The organism is Candidatus Flexicrinis affinis, assembly GCA_016716525.1.
GTDB classification, from domain to species: Bacteria; Chloroflexota; Anaerolineae; order Aggregatilineales; family Phototrophicaceae; genus Flexicrinis; species Flexicrinis affinis.
On the sequence record JADJWE010000009.1, the window covers coordinates 29,976 to 51,060 of the forward strand.

At 62.9% G+C, this 21,085-nt stretch carries 13 protein-coding genes; 7 read left to right on the forward strand and 6 right to left on the reverse strand.

The genetic code is table 11. The features are described 5' to 3' along the window. The first annotated feature begins 201 nt into the window (after nucleotides 1-201). The 4 genes from IPM16_19300 to IPM16_19315 all read left to right on the forward strand — a co-directional run bounded on the left by IPM16_19300 (nucleotide 202) and on the right by IPM16_19315 (nucleotide 5,373). Nucleotides 202-1,137, forward strand: a complete 936-nt coding sequence (locus IPM16_19300) for a succinylglutamate desuccinylase/aspartoacylase family protein (GenBank protein ID MBK9125249.1) — start codon at nucleotides 202-204, stop codon at nucleotides 1,135-1,137. Between the two features lie 163 nt (nucleotides 1,138-1,300). Beyond that, entirely contained in the window at nucleotides 1,301-1,759 is a 459-nt protein-coding gene (locus IPM16_19305) for a hypothetical protein (protein ID MBK9125250.1), read from the forward strand. Nucleotides 1,760-1,846: 87 nt separating this feature from the next. Further along, complete coding sequence (locus IPM16_19310; GenBank protein ID MBK9125251.1) at nucleotides 1,847-3,802, forward strand: Rieske 2Fe-2S domain-containing protein; 1,956 nt, start codon at nucleotides 1,847-1,849, stop codon at nucleotides 3,800-3,802. An 8-nt stretch (nucleotides 3,803-3,810) separates the two neighbouring features. Next, complete coding sequence (locus IPM16_19315; GenBank protein ID MBK9125252.1) at nucleotides 3,811-5,373, forward strand: Rieske 2Fe-2S domain-containing protein; 1,563 nt, start codon at nucleotides 3,811-3,813, stop codon at nucleotides 5,371-5,373. Nucleotides 5,374-5,445: 72 nt separating this feature from the next. On the opposite strand, the gene IPM16_19320 is transcribed toward IPM16_19315, so the two are convergent. The 6 genes from IPM16_19320 to IPM16_19345 form a co-directional block, all read right to left on the reverse strand. Further along, complete coding sequence (locus IPM16_19320) at nucleotides 5,446-6,525, reverse strand: hypothetical protein (protein MBK9125253.1); 1,080 nt, start codon at nucleotides 6,523-6,525, stop codon at nucleotides 5,446-5,448. A gap of 91 nt (nucleotides 6,526-6,616) precedes the next feature. After that, complete coding sequence (locus IPM16_19325) at nucleotides 6,617-7,414, reverse strand: arylamine N-acetyltransferase (GenBank protein ID MBK9125254.1); 798 nt, start codon at nucleotides 7,412-7,414, stop codon at nucleotides 6,617-6,619. Next, complete coding sequence (locus IPM16_19330; GenBank protein MBK9125255.1) at nucleotides 7,411-7,980, reverse strand: Uma2 family endonuclease; 570 nt, start codon at nucleotides 7,978-7,980, stop codon at nucleotides 7,411-7,413. The genes IPM16_19325 and IPM16_19330 overlap by 4 nt, the downstream gene beginning before the upstream one ends. Nucleotides 7,981-8,045: 65 nt before the next feature. Next, nucleotides 8,046-9,440 (reverse strand): radical SAM protein, encoded by a 1,395-nt coding sequence (locus IPM16_19335; GenBank protein ID MBK9125256.1) that lies wholly within the window; start codon nucleotides 9,438-9,440, stop codon nucleotides 8,046-8,048. Nucleotides 9,441-9,825: 385 nt separating this feature from the next. After that, the gene (locus IPM16_19340; GenBank protein MBK9125257.1) at nucleotides 9,826-11,280 is read right to left on the reverse strand and encodes an SH3 domain-containing protein; all 1,455 of its coding nucleotides are present in this window, start codon (nucleotides 11,278-11,280) and stop codon (nucleotides 9,826-9,828) included. 124 nt (nucleotides 11,281-11,404) lie between these two features. Next, nucleotides 11,405-11,986, reverse strand: coding sequence for a Uma2 family endonuclease (locus IPM16_19345; protein MBK9125258.1), 582 nt, complete (start codon nucleotides 11,984-11,986; stop codon nucleotides 11,405-11,407). Nucleotides 11,987-12,092: 106 nt separating this feature from the next. Between IPM16_19345 and IPM16_19350 the strand changes: the two genes are divergently transcribed. The 3 genes from IPM16_19350 to IPM16_19360 all read left to right on the forward strand — a co-directional run bounded on the left by IPM16_19350 (nucleotide 12,093) and on the right by IPM16_19360 (nucleotide 20,994). Continuing rightward, a complete protein-coding gene (locus IPM16_19350; protein MBK9125259.1) occupies nucleotides 12,093-13,550 on the forward strand; it encodes a glycogen synthase in 1,458 nt (485 codons plus the stop codon). Between the two features lie 87 nt (nucleotides 13,551-13,637). Further along, on the forward strand, nucleotides 13,638-14,897 hold the full coding sequence (locus tag IPM16_19355) for a glucose-1-phosphate adenylyltransferase (protein ID MBK9125260.1): 1,260 nt from the start codon (nucleotides 13,638-13,640) through the stop codon (nucleotides 14,895-14,897). 196 nt (nucleotides 14,898-15,093) lie between these two features. Beyond that, the gene (locus IPM16_19360; protein MBK9125261.1) at nucleotides 15,094-20,994 is read left to right on the forward strand and encodes a hypothetical protein; all 5,901 of its coding nucleotides are present in this window, start codon (nucleotides 15,094-15,096) and stop codon (nucleotides 20,992-20,994) included. Nucleotides 20,995-21,085 lie beyond the last annotated feature (91 nt).

A 21,085-nucleotide genomic window follows, 5' to 3' on the forward strand; every position in this document is an offset into this window, starting at 1 on the left:
GAACCTGCCAGCACTCATCGGCCGGCCTCCGCCCCGACGTGCTCAGAGGCACAGCACGACTATTGCCGCGGGCTGTACCGGTGGTTGGAGGGCACACATTCCGCATAGGGCCATGTTCGGTTGCCGGCGTGCCGGTTGCGCGGTACGGTCATGTGCACGCGCGGCGTACCGAGCGCCGCACAGTTCCGGGAGCCTGACATCATGACATCCATCTATGAGTCCCTTTCGTGGCATGAAATTCCGGTCACGAGCCACGCCGCGGCGCGGCACATTCCGCTGGCCTACGGCGAAGTCGGCAGCGGCGGTACGCGCGTTACGCTAATCGCCGGCACCCATGGCGACGAAGGCCCGTGGTCGGCGCTGACCATGAAGATGCTGCTGCGGCATCCGATCGACCGGCTCAACGGGCGCATCCGCATCATCCCGACCGCCAACGCGCTGGCGGCCGAGGCCGACAAACGCAACTCGACCATCGACTCGCCCAACCCGATCGACCTCGACGGCGTATTCCCCGGCAACCCGAACGGATCGCATACTGACCGCCTCGCCGCGCAGATCGCGCCGCTGGTGGCCGACAGCGACGTGGTGATCGACCTGCACGGCGGCGGAAGCTGGTGCGTCAACGCGTTCGTCAAGCGCTTCGAAGGATCGGAGCAGTTGGCGGCGGATATGGGCGCGCCGTTCATCACCTACGCGCCCAACAAGCCCGGTGGACTGACGACGTACGCCCGGTCGCTCGGGATTCAGGTGGTCAATGTCGAGGTCGGTGGGCGCTCCGGCGCGGAGATGTTCTGGGCCCAGCAGATCGTGATCGGCATGGAGCGCGCGCTGCACCGCATGGGTGTGCTGTCGCTCGATGCGCCGCCCGCGCCGGCCGCGCCAGCGATAGAGTGTACGGGTACCGGTGTGCTTCGCGCGCAGGTCGGTGGGATTTTCGTTCCGACCGTGCGCGAGGAGGTCGTTGGCAAGGTGCTTCCGGCAGGGACGGAGCTGGGCAAAATCCTCGATCTGCACACGCTGGCCGAACTGCAAGTGTTCACCGCGCCGCACGCGCAAACGGCGATGCTGCTGCTGCGCCCGCAAATCTGCGTGGTCGAGGGCTCGGCGCTGATCTACGTGATCGCTCAGCCGGCATAAAGGCGCGGCGGCGCGTGGCAACAGGTTAACACCGCCAACCCCACTTTGGTGTCGTTACAACAGCACTCCTCGATGAGTATGCTGACTTCATCGTGATCGAACACAAGACGGTCGATCGCACCTAGCCGGAAGTCAGACCCTATTCATCGAGGAGCACACCATCATGTCACAGAATGCAGCTCAGAATCGCAGCCAACAGCAGATCAACGCGCCGTTTCGCGCCAAGAGCGCCGGAGTTTCGCTCGTGGTCGTGCTGATCATCGGCATCTTCTACGCCGTCAACGCGCTTGGGCTGCTGCCCAGCGATCAAGCCGTGCCGGACGGCGCGTTGACGCTGGTGATCGGTTCGATCGTGCTGATCGTCGTCGTAGAGGTCGCGCTGCAGATCGTGCTGTTCATCGGTGCGGGGAAGGTCGAGGACCGTACCGGTCGTGATGACACCATCGCCGCACAGGCGTCTCGCAATGGCAATCTGGTGTTGACGGTCGGCGTGTTCGCCACGTTCGCCAGCATGTTCGCCGGGTTTACCCCGTTCGAGATGGGCAGCACGCTGTTGGTCGCGTTCGTGCTGGCCGAGGCCGTCAGGTTCGGGTCGCAGGTGTGGTACTACAGCCGGTCGTGAATGACCGACATTCTGCGCGCGCCCCACGGATGTAACAAGTCGGCACTATAATGAGTGCTACCGAAAACGGCCGTGGGGGAGGCAGATGTGACCGAACGACACTGGTTCAAGGTGGCGGAGCGTGACGATCTTGCCGAGGGGCACGTAAGGACGGTAACCGCCGGGCACCAGCCCGTTTGCCTGACGCACTATCAGGGCGAATTCCATGCCATCGACAACCACTGCCCACATCAGGGCGGGCCGCTGGGCGAGGGATTCATCGACGAGCGCGGATACGTGATCTGCCCGTGGCACGGGTACGAGTACTCCGCTGTGGACGGTTCGCCGCCGCCCGGCTTCGACGATGCCGTCGCTGCATACCCGGTCGAGGTGCGCGACGACGGCATCTACGTCGGGGTCGAACCGCAAGCCCCGACCGATACCGTCGCGCGGCAGATGCTGGAGGTCGCCGCCGATTGGGGACTGACGCATGTCTTCGGCATGGTCGGCCACAGCAATCTGGCGGTCGCGGATGCCATCCGGGTACAGGAAGAACAGGGCCGCATGCGGTTTATCGGCGTGCGGCACGAGGGTGCGGCGGCCTTTGCGGCCAGCGGATACGCCAAGCTGACCGGCAAGCCGGCCGCCTGTCTCGGGATCGCCGGGCCGGGCTCGACCAACCTGCTCACCGGGTTGTGGGACGCCAAAGTAGACCGCGTGCCGATACTCGCGCTCAGCGGGCAGGTGCAAACGCAGGTGCTGGGCCCGGGCGCGTTTCAGGAGATCGACCTCGCCGCCGCGTTTCGCGGGGTCGCCGGGTGGAGCCAAACGGTCATCAGCAATAGGAACGCGTCCGATTTGATGGCGCTAGCGATCAAACACGCGATCGTGCACGACGACGTCGCGCATCTGATCTTCCCGGACGAGGTCGCGTTTGCGCCGGGGCTGCAACCGCGCCCCAACACGCCGCGTCAGGGACGAATCAGCACCGAAGCGATTGCCCCGCCGCAGGCGCAGGTCGACGAGGCGCTGGCGCTGCTGCGCGAGTCGAAGATCACGACGATTATCGTCGGCAAAGGCGCGCGGCCGTTTTGCGACCAGATTGTCGAGCTCGCCGAGCGAATCAACGCGCCAATCCTCACCACGTTCAAGGCCAAGGGGCTGATCCCCGATACGCACCCGCTGGCCTGCGGCGTGCTGGGGCGGAGCGGGACGCCGGTCGCCAGCACCATGATGGGCCGTGCCGACGTGCTGCTCGTGTTTGGTGCGTCGTTCTCGGTGCATACCGGCATCGCCTCGTACAAGAAGGTCATTCAGGTCGATCACGACCGCATGACACTTGGCAAGTTTCACCCGGTCGAGGTGCCGGTCTGGGGCGACATCGGCGTGACGGTCGAGCGGCTGATGTCCGGACTGGATGCGCAGACACCGACCGCCCGGCGTGACTTCATCCCGCGCGAAATCGCCGGCCACTGGACGCGCTGGCGACGCGAGAAGGCGGACCGTGCGGCAGAGTCGGATGCCGACGGCGTGACCAGCGCCTTTCTGTTCGCGCAGATGGGCGAGGTGGTGCCGCCCGGCGCCGTAATCGCTGTGGATGTCGGCAACAACACCTATTCGTTCGGGCGCTACTTCGAGACACAGGGTGGACAGGAACTGCTGATGAGCGGCTATCTCGGCAGTATCGGGTTTGCCTATCCGGCGGCGATCGGGGCGGCGGCGGCAGTGGATGGATCGCGTCCAGTGTGGGCCGTCGCCGGAGACGGCGGTTTCGGTCAATACGCGATGGAGTTCACCACGGCGGTCAAGTACGGCCTGCCGATCAAGCTTGTGCTGCTCAACAACGACGAGATCGGCAAGATCAGCAAGGAACAGCGCGGGGTGAAACTGCCTGTGTGGCAGACCAGCCTCGTCAACCCGAACTTCGCCGAGTTTGCGCGGCTGTGCGGCGGGTGGGGCAAGCGTGTGAGTCGTCACGCCGACGTGCGCGCCGGGCTTGACGAACTGGCTGAACTCGATGGCCCCGGCATTCTTGAAGTCATCACCGACGTGCTAAAAGTTTAGGGGGAGTTATGCCGAACTATGTAAACGTGCTCAAGTCTAATGAACTGGAAGACGGCAAGGGCACGACCGTATTCGTCAACGAGCGTGACATCGCGCTTTATCGCTACGAGGGCGAATTCTTCGCGCTCGACAACACGTGCCTGCACCGGCAGGGCAAGCTGGGCGACGGATGGATGAACGGCCCGAACGTGATCTGCCCGCTGCACGGGTGGGACTACGATGTGCGCACCGGTGTCAGCCGCTGGAACCCGAACGAGGTGATCGCCACCTATCCGGTGCGGGTCGACGGCGAACAAGTTCAGGTTGACGCCGATGCGGTGCCGCCCAAGCCGCGTTTTAAGAACGAATACCTCGGCCTGTGGGCGCGCCGCGACGATTCGCTCGAACACGAGATGCACGACATCCACGCCTATTCGCGCGGGTCGCACGAGATGGTCGAGCCGATGGGCAGTGAACGGCGCAACTATCCGTCGTTCGACGAGCTGTACTTCCTGCCCGGCCAGCTTGCGCGCCTGCCGCTGTTGGACGACGAGCCGGTCGACACGTCGGTCGTCATCGGCGAGAAGCGCGAGAAGCCGATCGCGCTGCGCGCGCCGATCTACGTCAGCCATATGAGCTTTGGCGCGTTGAGCAAAGAGGCGAAGATGGCGCTCGCTGAAGGCGCGTCGATGTTCGGTACGCTGATGTGCAGCGGCGAAGGCGGCATGTTGGATGAGACGCGCCGGATCGCCAAGCAATACGTGTTTGAGATGGCGTCCGGCTATTTCGGCTGGACCGAGGCCAACATCGCGCTTGCGGACGGCATCGAGATCAAGATGGGCCAGTCGGCCAAGGCCGGGCTGGGCGGCCTGCTGCCGGGCCACAAGGTGACCGCGGACATCGCAAAAGTGCGCGGGTTACAGGAAGGGCAAGAGGCGCGCAGTCCGGCGCGCTTCCGGGACATCAACTCGGTCGAGGACATGAAGGAACGCATCGCTTGGATTCGCTCGGTCAACCCGAGCATCCCGATCGGCATCAAGTTCGCCGCGAGTCGCATCGAAGCCGATCTCGCCGCCGCATGCGAGTTGGACGTGGACTGGATCACGCTGGATGGGCGCGCTGGCGGGACGGGAGCGGCAGGCAAGCACGTCAAGGACAACATCTGCGTACCGACCGTGTACGCCATTCCCCGCGCGCGTAAGTGGCTGGACGATCACGGCGTGACCGGCGTCAAGCTGCTGGTGACGGGCGGGTTCCGCACTGCGCCGGACGTGGCGAAGGCGATTGCGCTGGGCGCGGATGCCGTGGCGCTGGCGACTGCGGCCATGATGGCGATCGGATGCCAGCAGTACCGCGCGTGCGGCAGCAACAACTGCCCGGTCGGTATCGCCACACAGAAGATGGAACTGCGCCAGCGTTTCGACTACACAATCAGCGCCAAGCGCCTGAACAACTTCCTTGAGGCGTGGACGGCGCAGATGACCGACTTCGCGCGTATGTGCGGGCGGCGCAAGCTCTCCGACCTGACGTACGAGGATTTGGCGACGACCAACCACGACATCGCCACGTACACACCGGTCGCGCACGTGTAGGGGAGCAGCACGCGGGATGTGGCAGTTCGCTCGCATCCCGCCTGAGCCTAAGTTCAGAAGCCGCGCTGCGTGTTACTTGGGAGCCGCCGGCACGCCGAGCAGTTTATCCTCACGTGTCGATGAGTTCGCCATGTAGTAGGCGTAAATTAGGTCGAGCAGCAGCGATCCAGTTTCCGACTTGAACACGACTTGAATCGAGAGACTGCTCAAGTTCTTGCCCCCCATCGGCAAGAGTTTCTGCACGTACGAGTAGCCGCCCATGGTCGCGAGACCCGAAAGATCCGACACTACCGTTGTCGTCGGCTTGCCGTCCGAGTACTTCGCTTTGAATTTGACTTTCGCCGATCCGATCGGCGCGTCCATCACACGGTAGAAGAAGATCCACATGAAAACGCCGTTCTTTCGGACGCGGAAGCGATCGTCCCACGGAATCGTCTGCTTGAGCTTCGACTTCTCGCCAACGCTGCCGATGAACCGGAAGGCGCAGTTTCCCGCGTAGGCAGGGTAGGCGCCACTCCCGCACGAACGCTCGTCGCTGGTGCCGTTCACGACCGTCCAGTCGGCCGCGGCAAGGGGCGATTCAAAGCTGCCATTCAGGGCGTTCATCCCATAGTGGAGCATGCGGGTGTTGAGCTTGAGCACGGACGTCGGGTCAATTGCGTTCGGGTCGTATGTCCCGACAAGGACGTAATAGGTCGTGCCGTTAGTCACCGCGAGGCTCAGCTCGCTGGAATAGGAGCTGAGGGACGCGTCGTCATTGCAGGCGACTTCCGTCAGCGAGTTCAACGCAGCGCCTGTAAACACGGCCATGATCGTGTCGGGTGTTTCAAACAGCCCTTTATAGATTCGCGTTCCCGACGTGGATAGGTGAACGTGCCCGCCCGGGGGCAGCGAGAACTTGTACCATACCGAATGACTGATGATGTCCCCTGCCGTAGTGGTGCAGGATGGCGTTACGGTTGGCTGATCGACCTCGACCGTGGCCTCGCTGATGTTCGGGACCGTGTAGTCGTAGCCGATGACGAGCTGTGTGGCGTTGACCCAGTCGTCGTTATCCGGCGGTAGGCGCGGGGCGGACTGGGCGATGGCAGGGGCCGCGACTAGTAGGGCTGCAGCGCACACCATAATCAGCAAAGCATGAACTTGGCGCATGGGTTAGTCCTCGTCGCATCCATATTATTAGGTGCAGTCACTGTACAACAGATTGTGACTTCGCGCTGAAGTGTGCCGGTGGATGCCGAGCTTATGCCGGTTTCTGACGCTCAAGAGCCGCGCGGATCACGCCGACATCCGCCGCGAAGATATCCGCCACCGCTGCTGGTACGTCCGCGGCCTGCGCATCCGTCCACGGTACATCGGTTTCGGCCCCATGCGTCCGCTCGATCAACCCTTTGACCTCGTCGAAGCGCAGCATCCGGCCGTCCACGACACGGTGGATGATCACATTATCTAGGAACAGGCCGTCATCGTGATGGTCGCGTACGAGGCGATTGCGCAGGGCATCCGGCGATACCGGGTCGCCTTTCAGCACGAAGCACTTGCCGGTGAACTGACCGCTTTCGCGCCAGATGCGCCAGCGCTGCTCCGCGACCGGCTCGACGTGATAGCGATAGACCATCGTCATGGCGGTGCGTGCCTCGCCGCTCAGCGGAATGGCCGCGGGGATGGGAAAGCCGACGTCGGCCAGATAGCGCGCGCCGTCGAGCGTCACGCTCAATGCACAGTGCGGGTCGACGTGATCCTTGCTCATGTCGCACAGGTGGCGCGTGACATCATAGCCGAGTTCGGCCAGCAGGGCGGCGGCCGCGGTATTGCTTTCGAAGCACGTCCCGCCTAATCCGCGCTCGAGGGCATCCGTAAAGAACGCGTCGGGATCGCGGGCGTACTGCTCGGGCGAGGCGGGGCGGGTGTGTCGCGCGATGCGTGACGCGCTTTCCCACGGGATTCGCTCGCTCCACGCGACGAGGAAGGCGTGCAGCGCAGCGGGGGACGGCTCGGCGCGATCGAGTCGCAGATGGCTCAGGATGCGGTCGACGTTCATTCGGCGGAGATATTCGGGAAGATGTCGCGAACGGCGAGCGTAAGTCCGGGCAGGGTGCCCGCGCCGGAAAGCGAGCCGTCGATCCCGACGACGGAGACGTCCAGCTCCGGTTGATAAACTTCGACGGCGCGATCCTCGGTGAAGACGAGCCAGACGAGGCGCGTTCCGGCCGCGAGATACATCTCGGCTTTGCGCCGCATCGCCCGCTTCGTGTCGCTTTGCGACTGAACCTCCGCTGCAAAATCGGGCGCGCCTCGGAAGAATCCACTGGTGATCTGCGATAGCCGCGGCTTGAGGATGACGCTCACATCGGGGGCGACGACCGTGGACTCGGAGAGGACGTAACCGCCTTCTGCGCTCACCACCACGCCGAGGTCATGGGTTGCGACAAAGTCACCGACTTGGCGGGTCAGAAGGGCCGTGACAATCGATGGCAGCGTACCGGACGGCGACACCTCAAAGACCTCTCCGTGGATGAGTTCGTAGTCGTGCACGGAATCGTCGCGCCGCGCGAGCAAATCCTCGAACTGTGCGATGGTCAGGATCTGACGATCGATGCTGGACATGGTGCGACTCCCGGCCGGTGGGCTGGATGATGCGATTGTATCACGGGGCTGGTGTGATCAGAGCGTCACGGCCCCGACACGTTCGAGGCGGCCGACGGCTGGGTAGGCAGTGGTGGGTGCGGAAGTTGCGCGAGCTTGTCCAGCGTGCGGCGGGCGAGCGGCAGCGTCATCCAATGATATGCGGCGCTGGCGAAGGCGCGCGGGCTGACGAACCGCCCATGCCTCAGGGCGGCCCACGTTTTGCGGGCGCGGTATTCCTTGTGCACGACGGTGTGCAAGTGCCGGTAGAACGCCGTCGTGAACGGGCCGCGGTACAGCATGGCGAGATCTTCGCTGTCGACCCAGTTGGCGCGCTCGCCTAGTTCCAGCTTGACCCGCTCGTAGAACGGCGTGCCGGGCAGCGGATAGCTGACGCTGATGCCGATGTCGTCCGGCATCAGGTCGCGCACCATCTGCAGCGTCGCTTCGACATCCTCGCGCGTCTCGCCGGGATAGCCGAACTGCAAGAAGAACGCGACCTTCACACCGTGCGCGTGGAGCTGCTTGGTCGCCTCGTAGATTTGCGTGACCTGCGTGCCTTTGTCCATCGCATCGAGGATCTTCTGCGACCCCGACTCGGCGCCGACCCACACGATCTTCGCGCCGGCCCGCGCGAGCGCCGGGATCGTCCGCCCGCGCAGTAGGAGGTCGACGCGATTGAGCGACTTGAACGGGATGTGGACGCCCTGCGCGTCGAGCTCGTCGGCGAACTGCTCGATCCACTTGTCTTGAATGCCCATGATATCGTCCATGAACCAGATATGATCCGGCTGGACGTGATCGCGCAGCCACTTCATCTCGGCAACGACGTTCTGCGGGCTGCGGACGCTGTATTTCTGCCCCCAGATCGGCTTGGCGCACCAGTTGCAGTGGAACGGACAGCCGCGAGTGGTCACCATGTTGACACTGAAATAGCCGTGATGCTCGCGCCAGACGTGCTTGTAACGGTTGAGGTCGACGAGATCCCACGCCGGGAACGGCAGCGCGTCCAGATCGCGGATCACCGGCCGAGGCAGCGTCCTCTCCACGGCACCGTCGCGCAGAACGGCAATCCCTGCGGGAAGAAGTGATGAGCTGACCTCACCCCGCGTCGCTGCGCTCCGCTGCCCCTCTCCGGGGGGAGAGGGGCGATCCACCGCAGGCTTGTGATTCTCCCCTCGCCTTGAGGGGAGGGCGGGGGTGAGGGCTTCGCCAAGTGCTGAGTCACCACCCGCCGCGGCATCGTTTCTCCCTCGCCCCTTGTGGGAGAGGGGGCTAGGGGGTGAGGGGGCGACTTCCTCCCCTCGCCCTGAGGGAGAGGGGCTGGGGGTGAGGGTTTCCGGAGTGAGGGTCCCCAACACCTCCAGCAGCGTTTCCTCACCTTCACCGAGGATCACGACATCCGCGCCGTGTTCGAGGTATTTGTCCGGGTGATCGGTCATATCTGCGCCGGCAACTACGACCACGCATCCGCGCTGCTTGGCCGCCGCAATCATCGCAAATGCCGCCTCGCGCATGCGCAGCAGCGACATCTTGCTCAAGTAGTTGAAATTGTCTTCGTACAGCACGGCGATCCGCGGCCGACGCTTGTCGAGGGCGTCGATCCACTCGGCCGGACCGCTGGCGAGCATGGCGTCGAACAGCGCGACGTCATAGCCCGCATTGCGGACGACGGCCGCGGCGTACAGCGTTCCGAGCGGCGGATAGGGCTGCATCGCCTTGTGCAGCTTGGGGTCGAAGATCAGGTAGTACGACTGGCCGAAGAGGATATCGGTCATGGGGCAGCCTTCAACTCGCTAGACCGCCATTGTACACGATCTCCCCGTGTTACTCGCCGCATACGATCGTGAGCGTCACCGTATCGTCATGTGTGCCTGCGAGGTTAACGAAGTACAGCCCGTCTTCCTGAAACGTGAAGGTCAGGCTCTGGGACGCGCCGGACTGTGCCAGACGTATTGGGGTCTCATTCGCGAAGTCTTCCGACAGATACTGCGACACGCGAATGTAGTCGGAGTAGCTGTGAGTGAGTCGGCTCTCACCACCCGCGGTAAAGGTCGCCGTCGTTCCACCGCGCACCTCGAAAACGCCGCCAACGGTCATACCTGTGACGTAACTCCTGTCATTGGGGTCCTCGTCTGGTGGGAACGTGTGCTCGATAACGGTACCTCCCAGCACACACAACTGTTGACCGTCACGGTCGACAATGCTGCCAAGCAGGTCGGCTTCGGTCAAACCGACTGCAACACCGACCGACTCAGGCACGACGTCATCGAGGAGGGGCGCCAACGCGGCGAAATCGGCCGCGTCGTAGCCGGCAACGGTCGGATCGCCGCTCGGCAGGCCTTCGGCGTTGAGCGGGATATCGACCTGTGCGCCGGCAGGCACGTTGACGGTTCGATCGCCGACGCCGACACGGGCGGTACCCTCCAGTGTCGAGAGTGTCATCACATTGCCCCAATGGGCGGTCAAGAATGCGGTCGACCCGAGTTCGACACGCACTTCGTTGATGAGCAGGTTGACGCGCCCTACACCTTGCGGGGTCTGGATCAGAACGCCATCTGGCGGGGCTTCGGCGCACTGCGGGCGGCCAATGCCGGTGCGCAGCGTGATCGCCTGCATCGGACCGAAGGTTGACCCGCCGACCGTCGCGGTCGGGTCGAGTTCGGGAAGCTCGGCCGGGTCGCCTTCGGCTTGCGTGACGGACAGGGCGACCCATCCGGTCGTCTCGTCGTTGATGCGGACCAGCACCCAATCGCCGGCGGCGCTACGACCGAGCGCGACGTACGACTCTCCCGGAGTCAATGTGGTGATGACGGCGTTGCCGGTGCTGGGGCCGCTTCGAACGTTGACGTTGTTTTGTGCTGAGATTGATACGTCGGGCAGCGCCGTGTCCGCGCCGCGATTTTGCACCACCACATCGCCGATCAACACCATCGTAACGTTCTGGCCGGGCAGCGAGCCGGGGAGGTTCGCTTGTAGGGACAGCACGGCGATCCCCCACTCGTCCGGCGTGATCATCGGGCTGAGGTTCAGCGCGTCGATGTCGAACAGGGCGAGGACGTCGCCGGGACCGTTGAACGGGGCATCCGCGCTTTCAGACTTGAGCGAAACGTCGATGAGCCGGTTGCCATAACACGCTTGGTTGCGACCCAAGCCCTCGCAGGCGGAGTCGGTCTGGCTGAGCGCGCGTTGGACCAGCGAAACGCATTGGTCGGCCGGCTGAGCGAGAGCGGACATCACAGTGAGCAGGGCAATTGCGATGCCGACGAGGACGAGTCGCATACGACCTCCTGAGCGGTCTAGTTAGCACCTGAAACTGGGTGATCGCGTGGGTTGACGACGATGCGCAGAGACGCCACCGACGACTTGTCTCAGTATAGCGCGAATGCTCGATCGCAGTTGAACGCTACTGCGAGGATTGCTGTGGGACCTCCGGCAGCGGCGGGAAGATGTCTTTGACCGCGAGTTTGAACCCGGGCAGCACCGGCGCGCCATCGAGGGTGTCCGCCTCAGTGAGTGTCTTGTGGGCTTGGCCCGGCACGTAGACCTCGACCGTGCGAGTCTCCGGGAAGACCAGCCAGCATACCGTCCCCGCGGCCATATAGGTCGTGACCTTGTAACGCAAGCGACGCTGCGAGTCGAAATCCGACGGGTAATCCACTTCGACGGCGAGGTCCGGAGCGTCGGGGTTGTAGCCGCGCGTGGCGATCTGCCGGTCTTTGCGGATGAACGCGACATCGGGCGCGTAGCGGTCGCCCTCGACGCGGTAGCCGCCCGCCTCGCCGGTCACGAAGCCCAGATCATGGGTCTCGACCCACTCACCGATCCGGCGGTTGATGCGCGACGAAATGATAGATGCAACGATATTCGACGGCACTTCGACCACCTCTCCAGCGATGAGTTCGAGAATCTTGTCGGCGTTTTCCGGTTGTTCGGCAACGCGCTCGAACTCCTCGGCCGAGGTCAGTGCGGGGATATTGAGGGCCATCCCGTCACCTCCGTGACGTGCTTGTCTGTGATCTTTGATTATAGACGATGCGGCGCGCTACAATCGACCGTATCTTAGCGAAAGTCGCGCCGTAGGGGGAACGCCCGTGAACGTACTATTTGCGAGTGTCGAGGCGGCGCCGTTCGCCAAAGTGGGCGGCATGGCAGATGTCGTCGGCTCGCTGCCGGCGGCGCTGCGCAAGTTGGGGGTCGACGCGCGTGTGCTGCTGCCCGGCGCCGGGGTGATCCAGCACGCGAAGTACAACATCCGCCACCTGTTCAATTTTCCATTTCAGCATAAGCGTGGCGAGACGGACGTGCACGTGTACGGCACCGAACATCAAGGCGTGCCGATCTACTTTGTGCAAGCGTGGCCATTTATCGGGCAAGAAGCCTCGGTCTATCAGGACATCAGCGCCGACTATCCGCGCTTCATCTTCTTCAGCCAACTCGTTCAGGCGGTCGGATATCAACTCGGCGTGCGCGAAGACTTCGCGGCGGACGTGCTGCACGCGCACGACTGGCATACCGGACTGGTCCCGTTCCTGTTAGAAGTCAGCCGCTGGCAGAAGGAATGGCGCAACGTCGGTTCGTTGATGACCATCCACAACATGGTGTATCAGGGCGACTGGTCAGGTCCGTTCCTGTACGAGGCCGGCGTGCCGCCCCGTATGGATCCACGCTTGTGGTCCGGCGGAAAGGACAACAATCTGCTTGCCCTTGGAATCAACTACGCCGACTTTGTGACGACCGTTAGCCCACGCTACGCCATCGAGATTCAACACGAGCCAAACGGATATGGATTGCAGGGGCTGGTGCGCGCGCGCCTACCTGATCTGCGCGGCATCCTCAACGGGATCGACATGGACTATTGGAACCCGGCGGCCGACCCGATGATCGCGCAGCACTTCGACGCCGACACGTGGGAGGAGTACCGGCCCGCTAACAAAGCGGCCTTACAGCGCCGCGCCGGCCTGCCCGAACGCGATGACGTCATGGTGATGGGCGTCGTCAGCCGCTTGACTCAGCAAAAGGGATTCGATCTGCTGCTGCCGGCGATGGAGGGTGCGCTGCACTCCCACGACGTGCAGTTGATCGCGCTGGGAAGCGGTGAAGATGCCTACGAATACGGGTTCCAGCGCCTGTCGCAGATGTTTGGAAGCAAGTGCGCATACATGAACGGATATTCCGAGGAGCTGGCGCATCAGATTTACGCTGGATGCGACCTGTTCTTGATGCCGTCGAATTTCGAGCCGTGCGGCACATCGCAAATGCTGGCGATGCGTTATGGCGCGCTGCCACTGGTGCGCGAAACAGGCGGCCTTGCGGACACCGTCCAGAACTACGACAACCTGATGGCGGATTACGGCACCGGCTTCACGTTTTTGTGGCAGCAGCCGTACGCGCTGTACAATACGTTCAGGTGGGCGTTAGAGACATTTCAACAGCGGCGCGAGGCGTGGAACCGCATGGTTCAACGCGCAATGCAGATCGACTTCAGTTGGGACATCAGCGCGCGGCAGTACGCCGACCTGTATGCCGAGTCGAAGGAGCGCCATCGCTGATTCCCCGTTCGACGGACATTGTTTGCCTGGACCCGAGCGCATCGCGCCCTGTTTATGTACCTGTTGATGGATTAAAGGAGGAACTCTGTGAGAGTTAAAGCGATTATCCTCGCTGGTGGGGAAGGTACCCGGCTAGCCACATTAACGGCGAAGCGCGCCAAGCCGGCCGTCCCATTCGGCGGCAAGTACCGGATTATCGACTTCACGCTGAGCAACTGCGTCAACAGCAATATCTTCGATGTCATGATCCTGACTCAGTACCGTCCGCACAGTCTCAATGACCACATTGCACGCGGCCGGCCATGGGATCTCGACCGCAGTTTTAGCGGCGGTGTCCAAATCCTGCAGCCGTACAAAGGGCGCTTCGACACCGACTGGTATGCCGGAACGGCCGATGCGGTCGCGCAGAACATTAACTTCGTGCGCAACGGCCGCCCCGAACACGTGCTGCTGCTGAGCGGCGATCATATCTATCAGATGGACTACGACCTGTTCATCCAGTATCACCGCAGCAAGGGCGCCGACCTGACGATGGCGACCATTCAGGTGCCGCTGGATGAAGGCTCGCGCTTCGGCATTTGCGCGACCGACGACGACAACCGCGTGACCGAATTTGTCGAGAAGCCGGCTAACCCGCCCGGCACGCTCGCCAGCATGGGCGTCTACGTCTTCAACTACGACGTGCTGGAGCGCGTATTGAAGGAGGATCACGACGATCCGAGCAGCAGTAAGGACTTTGGCAAGAACATCATCCCGAAGATGATTCGCGAAGGGATGAACGTGTTCGCCTATCCGTACGGCGGTTACTGGATCGATGTCGGGACGATCGACAGCTACTGGGAAGCGCACATGGACTTGCTCGAGTCTCCGCCGTCGCTCAATTTGAACGACCGGACGTGGGTCATCCACACCCGCTCCGAGGAGCGCCCGCCGGTGCGCATCTACAACGGCGCGCAGGTGCGCGACAGCCTGATCACCGACGGCTCGACGATTAGCGAAGGGGCGGTGGTCGAACGGTCGGTGCTGTCGCCTGGCGTGTTCGTCGGCCCCGGTGCGGTCGTGCGCGACTCGGTCATCCTGAACGATGCGTATGTCGAGGCCGGTGCGGTGGTCGAGCGGTGCATTCTCGACAAGATCGTGGTCGTCGGCAAGGGCGCGCGCGTCGGCAAGATCGCCGAGGTTGGCGACCTCGGCATCACGTGCGTCGGCAAGAACACGCATATTCCGCCCGGCTACACCGTCGGGCACAGCGTCATCCTCGGCACCGATCTCAACCCGAGCTACTTCGAAGCCTTCCCGGACAAAGTTATCCCCCCGGGAACGCACATCGGCTACAAGAAAAGCTAGTGCCGCGTGCCGGCACTTTACGGGAGGCTTCGGCCTCCCGTTTTCGTTGAAGTGCCGGACGCCCCGGATAATCCTACGCCTGCTCTACGGCGACAAAGAATTGTCGGAAAGTTGATTCTTTACCGTTTGCATAACGGGGATAGCGAATACACTAGAGTGTGACCGTCTGTAAATTGCGACGAGGATGGACGTCATAATGAGCCGTACACTCGCCCCGATGACCCGCGCCGTATTGGCGCTGTGTTTAGTCTGCGTACTGGGCTTCGCGTCTGCGCAAGATCGCCTGACCGTGCCGCAAAGCCCCGATACCCAGACCGACCCGATCCCGACGGTGCAGCCCATCGTTCCGCCGGACAACGGGCTTGGACGTTTCGACCCTAACAGCGCCCTGCCACCGGCGGCGCCGAGGGCCGTGGACGGGCTCGGGCGTTACGCTTTCGACACCGGCAAGGTCGACCCGGCGCTTGCTGCAGCGATCACGCCGGCGCTGATGGGCGATACGGTCGCTGCCGAGGCCGCCGCCCGCAACGCGTTCCTTCCACAGGACGGCAAGGGACGCTTTGAGGTCGTCGTATGGGGCGGTGAGATTGGAGGCGCGCGAGTCGCCAACAAGGTGCTTGAAGCCGGTGGCGTCGTGCAGGCTATCGACGGAGCCGGGGTCTATGCCAAGCTAACCGCGGTGCAGATCGTCATGCTTGCCGCGCAAGACAAGATCGACTTGATTCAGCCGCAGGCTGTCGGGCGGGTCGAAGAACAGGCCCAGTCGATCGTGCGTTCGCCGACGGGGGTCATTGTGGCCGAAAGCTACGATGTCGCCAACGCGCAGGCGTGGCACGATGCGGGTTTGACCGGCACCGGCATCGACATTGCGGTGATCGACTTCGGTTTCGGCACCAGCACATCGGCCAGCACCGAGCTGACGTGCCTCAAGAACTACCCGGCGGTGCAATTGACGCTCGGCACCATCGGCCCGAACGATATTCGGCGCGGGCTTGATCTGGCACAAATCCTTTGCGACATCGTGCCGGGTGCGCGCGTTCGCCTTTACAAGGTGACGACCGCCACCGACCTCTACAACGCCATCACACAGGCCGACAACAACAACGACTTGATCGTGATCGGGGCTGAATTTGGCGTCAACACCTCTCCGGGCGACGGCACATTCGGCCGCGCCAGCGGCAGTGACGTGTATCAGGCGCTCGCCAACGCCCGCCAAGCCGGAATTCCGGTCGTCGTGGCGGCGGGTAACACGAACGTAGCGTACCGGACCCTCACCTATGCGGGCGGCGGCGCGACGATCACGATCAAGGCCAAGCCCGGCGATCAGGTCAACATTAGTTGGAACGACTGGCCCGACGATCCGCACCCGAGCGGCGGCGCTCAGGACGATCTGGCGGTCAACCTGAACACTGCGGGCGGCGGCACGCAGAACAAGCCGGCCCGGGCCGGCGGCGTTACGCCGACGCACCAGTTCATCGTACCGTCGAACTGCTCGCTGACCGGCGATTTCTGCTCGAGTGTCACCCTCAACATCACGGGCTTTGCGTCCGGCAATGCCACCAGCGTGACCGTGCAGGTTAACGTCGCTGGCGGCCTCGACCGCGAAATCACCGGCGTGAGCGGTGCGACGGTGCTCAACGGCCACGGCACGCTCAGCCGGCCGGCCGATTCGCCGGACGTCATCACGGTCGGTGCCGTATGCGTCGATTTCATCAATCAGTTTCCGGGGATGGACTACAGCGCGCGCGGCCCGGTATATGACGCGGGCGGCAACTTCTCCGCTCCGCCTGCCGGAACCCTGACCGCGTTTCAGGTCAAGCCGGATGTCGTCGGGCCGACGCACGTATCCGTGTCCGGCAACGAGATCTTCGCCATGGAGGCCTGCGATGCGGGTGTCGGAGGCACGCAGGCCAGCGCGGCGTACGTCGCCGGCATGGCAACCTTGCTGCTGAACAACAGTGCGCTCGTCAACGGCTTTTCCGGCAACGCCGCGCCGCAGAACCTCATGCACTACTTGCGCACGCACAGCATCGACCTGCCGCTGGCGTTCAACGCAGGAGGCTACGACCTGACCTACGGTGCAGGCCTGCCGTCGTTGGGCTTGCCGACCTACGACTATGACAAGTCCCTGAACCCTGATTCGTTTGCGCCGGCGAACAACCTGCCGCCCGGCGCTTGCGTCAACGGCACGGTGTATGTCGGGCCGCGCAATGCCGGCGCTCCGGTCATGGACGGCACGTTGGACTTCCCGTATCAAAGCGTGATGTTCGCCGCCAACCTGATGGCGGTCAGCCCGGGCGCCGGGCGATGCGTCATCGTGCTGCCGGGCGAGTATGTGTCGCCGTGGTATTTCGACAACCTCAACAACGGCGTGAGTATCTTCGGCTATTCCGGCGTCTCGTTGGCGACGACACAGCCGAGCAACGTGGTAGTGCACAACAAGTATTGGGGGCTCCCGGCCGTGTACTGGCCCGCCGCGGGAATTTTCGCGCAGGAAGGCGCAAACACGACCGTCGGCGGGTTCACGTTCCAGGCAGGCACGGCGTTCAACGACAGCGTGTTCGGCCAGCCGCAGATTCTGGCGGTCGACTCGGTGGACAACTTCACGTTGACGCGCTCGACCGTCGCGAACTTCGACTCGAACCGAACCTTAATCGAGTTCTTCGCCGACGCCGACGGCGGCGCCGTGACGGAGAACGTGTTCGTGGACAACCGTGGGCGCGCGGGCGCTGGCCTGATCGCCTTCTTCAACTCCGGTACATCCGGCAACCGCATGACGATCTCCGACAATTCGTTCGAGGACAACCGTGTGACCGAAGGCGGTTGGAATATCGAGGTGCCGGAACCCGAACCGAACAACCTCGTCACACTCACATGGGCGGGGATGATCCGGGCGGTAGATGGTTTTACGGATGTCGTCAACAACGTGTTCAGGTCGAACGAAGTCGAATCGCTCATTCAGAGTGTTACGGTTGACAAAGTGTCATCGGAGGAACTGCGCATCCTTGGCAACGTCATTGTCAATACGACGGTGCGCACCGACGATCTGGGTTTCACGTCCGGGCCAATGATTCACGGTTTTCATCAGCCGAGGATCATGGTCATAAACAACACCATTGCTCTCACGAATTTCCAGCAGCAGCCCCCGTTCAATTCGCTAATGGGGCGTGGCGATGACACCCCACTCAATGGCGTTGCGACGTACAGCGGCAGTCTACAACCGTACAATCCGATTACTGGTGAGGGCGCCCTCTGGGATATCTACAACAATCTACTGCTCGACAACAACGCCGATCAGATCGTGCGTGAGTTTGACGGGCAGTTCGGCTCGGGCGGTGGATGCTGGTCGTTTAGCCTCGTGGAGGATGAGGGGTTCAAGCATAACTGGTACTGGGACAGCGGTTCGGTGGGCAACTGCGGCACCTCCGCCAACAATCCGGCGTTCAACAACATCGGCAACCTCGACCCGTACCCCGACGTCGGCGACAAGTATCTGATCGGCGGGGCCGACCCGACCGTACCGGGCTTTTACGCGCTCAACAACCTCGTCGGCGGTATCGACGGCGTGGACGATGGCTTGGATGCGTACGTCGTCGTGAACCTGCCGACCTTTGCCGCGGGGCGCGACGCGCGCGGTGTCAGCCGCCGCGTCGATGGCGACACGGACCCGTCGGTCTTGATCGACATTGGCGGGTACGAGTACACCGCGTTTTTCCTGCAAGACCCGATCGACCTGACCGTAAGCGAAGACTCCGGTGTCATTGAGTTCGACATCATCGACCCGGCGTATATCGAAGGCGGTTTCCCGCCGTATACGGCCGAGGTGCTCGACCTGCCCGGCTACTTTGGCACGCACTGCGACAGCCGTTTCGGTTCGGAGTCGGTGCAGGGCCTCGCCGTCGAGTCGATCAACCTCAACACAATGACGGTCGCATACTGCCCGCCGCGGGACTTCCATACCGATACCACCAATCCCAGCTTTGATCCGGGCGGAATGTCGGTCGAACTGCGCATCACCGACGGCAACGGCGGCACGGCAACAACCACCATTACCTACACCATCAACCCGGCCGACGATGCCATCATCGCGACGGTCTTGGGTGATGGGTCGCCCGCCGGCGATACCAACACGGTGCCGGTGGCGATTCAAGAAGGCCCGGCGTTCAACAAGGTGCGCCTGCGCCCGTACGTCGACTTCTCCGACAACTTCGTGTTCAGCGAGCGTGGCAACACAGTCGAGCCGACCGCCGAGATCGAGGTCGACTACGACTACGAATACCCGGCACTTCCGGTGCTGGTGGCCGACCCGGGCAATAACAACGAGGCAGCGCTCGTGAGCGCACTGGCGTGGAGCTCGCAGGCGCAGGGCATCCTCGAACTCGACCTAATCGGGCTCGCAACGCCGGCACAGGGCAAGTTCTCGTATGAAGTCAAGGACCGCTACGGCTTCTCGGTGACGAACTTCGTCACGATCAAAGCTGTGGTGGCGCCGTCGCCGTTCAGCCAGATCTCGCCGATTGACGACGCGGCGATCACGAGCCTTGACGGCTTGGTGTTCACGTGGGGCGTTTCCGCCAACGCGACGACTTACGACTTGACCATCGAAAAGCTGGTCAACAACATCTATGTCGATGCGCTGGTTTTGTCGGGGCTTACGCCTGCCAGCGACGCTGACGGGCTGACCTGCGCCGCCGATTGTATCTTCCAGCCGACCGGCGGCCAAAAGGCGCTGATCGGGGGTGGAACGCTGCGCTGGACGGTCAGGGCCGACAACGAAGGTCTGAAACGTACCGCGAGCAACGCACCACTCGACTTCACCGTCGTGATCGGGAAAGAGCTGTTGAGCAACGGTGACTTCGAACTGGCCGGCACGACCAGCAAGCTGGCGGCGGACTGGTCGCTCAAGGAAGGCACAAAGGATCAGCGCAAGTGCGGTATCGGCATCGGTAATTCGTGCGCGTTCCGCTTTACCGGCAACAGCACGTCGGCGTCAATCAAGCAGAAGCCGGATCCGTTCGGCCGCACCGGCGACATCGTGACGTTCAGCGCATTTGTGGCGCGGGACAACCTCGGCAGCGGCGGCGGCACGATGAAGGCAAAAGCCAAGTACATCAACGGTGACAAAGACAAGTTGACGCTCAGCATCAACCCGGGCGGCAGCGGCGCGTTCCCGGACGATCCGATTGCTGGCACGATCGTGCTGCGCTATCCGGTGACGAAGTACGTCGTCAAGATTCAAATCAAGGCGACCAGCGGCAAGTTCATCGTGGACAATGCCAGCTTGTCGCTGGACGAGCGCATCTCGTTCCGTCACATGTCGCCCACGGACGACGACACGGAAGTCGCCGACCCGAGCTACATCACCACACTGACGTGGGAGCCGGCGGCGCTTGCGACGTCGTATGAGGTCGAGTTGACTGAGCTGGGTGGTCCGACAACAGTCATCGACAATGCATTCACCGCCATCGCGGACGGCGACGATCTGACTTGCGGATTCGGTCTGTGCGTGCTGCAGCTTCCCGGTCCGCTAGGCGATGGTAACTACTCGTGGACCGTCACCGCATCCACTGCGGAGCAGGGTTTCAACGCGCCAACCAACTTTACGGTGGACGACCTGAACGGCGACGAACTCGTCGTCAACGGGACGTTCGAGGACAACAACGGTGCGAGCATCCCGAAAGACTGGACGACGGGTGGATTGAAGACAAGTGCATCGACGTGCGCGTCCGACGGTCAGAATCCGCAGTATCAGGGTGCCTGTGCATTCAAGTTCGTCGGTGAATCCGGTCTAAGCGCGCAGCTCAAGCAGAAACTGCCGACCGACGACCTCAACCCCGGCGACACGCTGACCCTCCGCGCCGTCGCGCAGCCCGGTCTGGCGCTGGCACAGGCGCAGATCAAGCTGCAGGTCAAGTACAATAACGGCACGAAGGACACCCGGACAATCAACATCCCAACCGGCTCGACCGAGTGGATCACGTATGACGAGGACCCGATCACGCTGAACAACGGCATCAAGAGCGTGCAGGTCAAGCTGACCTATAAGGGCGGCGACGGCGACGTGCTGATCGACAACGTCAGCGTTATCCGCCGCTGACAATCGCGACGCATCCGTAACACAACAGCAGGGCGATCCGAACCGGATCGCCCTGCTGTGTTTCTTGGGGCGCTGCCCCAAGCCCCGGCAG

Excerpts from the sequence above, each read along its gene's own strand:
- IPM16_19330 (MBK9125255.1), bottom strand. The coding sequence starts at position 7,980 with ATGTCCAGCATCGATCGTCAGATCCTGACCATCGCACAGTTCGAGGAT.
- IPM16_19345 (MBK9125258.1), bottom strand. The coding sequence starts at position 11,986 with ATGGCCCTCAATATCCCCGCACTGACCTCGGCCGAGGAGTTCGAGCGC.
- IPM16_19300 (MBK9125249.1), top strand. The coding sequence starts at position 202 with ATGACATCCATCTATGAGTCCCTTTCGTGGCATGAAATTCCGGTCACG.
- IPM16_19340 (MBK9125257.1), bottom strand. The coding sequence starts at position 11,280 with ATGCGACTCGTCCTCGTCGGCATCGCAATTGCCCTGCTCACTGTGATG.
- IPM16_19315 (MBK9125252.1), top strand. The coding sequence starts at position 3,811 with ATGCCGAACTATGTAAACGTGCTCAAGTCTAATGAACTGGAAGACGGC.
- IPM16_19360 (MBK9125261.1), top strand. The coding sequence starts at position 15,094 with ATGAGCCGTACACTCGCCCCGATGACCCGCGCCGTATTGGCGCTGTGT.
- IPM16_19325 (MBK9125254.1), bottom strand. The coding sequence starts at position 7,414 with ATGAACGTCGACCGCATCCTGAGCCATCTGCGACTCGATCGCGCCGAG.
- IPM16_19305 (MBK9125250.1), top strand. The coding sequence starts at position 1,301 with ATGTCACAGAATGCAGCTCAGAATCGCAGCCAACAGCAGATCAACGCG.
- IPM16_19335 (MBK9125256.1), bottom strand. The coding sequence starts at position 9,440 with ATGACCGATCACCCGGACAAATACCTCGAACACGGCGCGGATGTCGTG.
- IPM16_19320 (MBK9125253.1), bottom strand. The coding sequence starts at position 6,525 with ATGCGCCAAGTTCATGCTTTGCTGATTATGGTGTGCGCTGCAGCCCTA.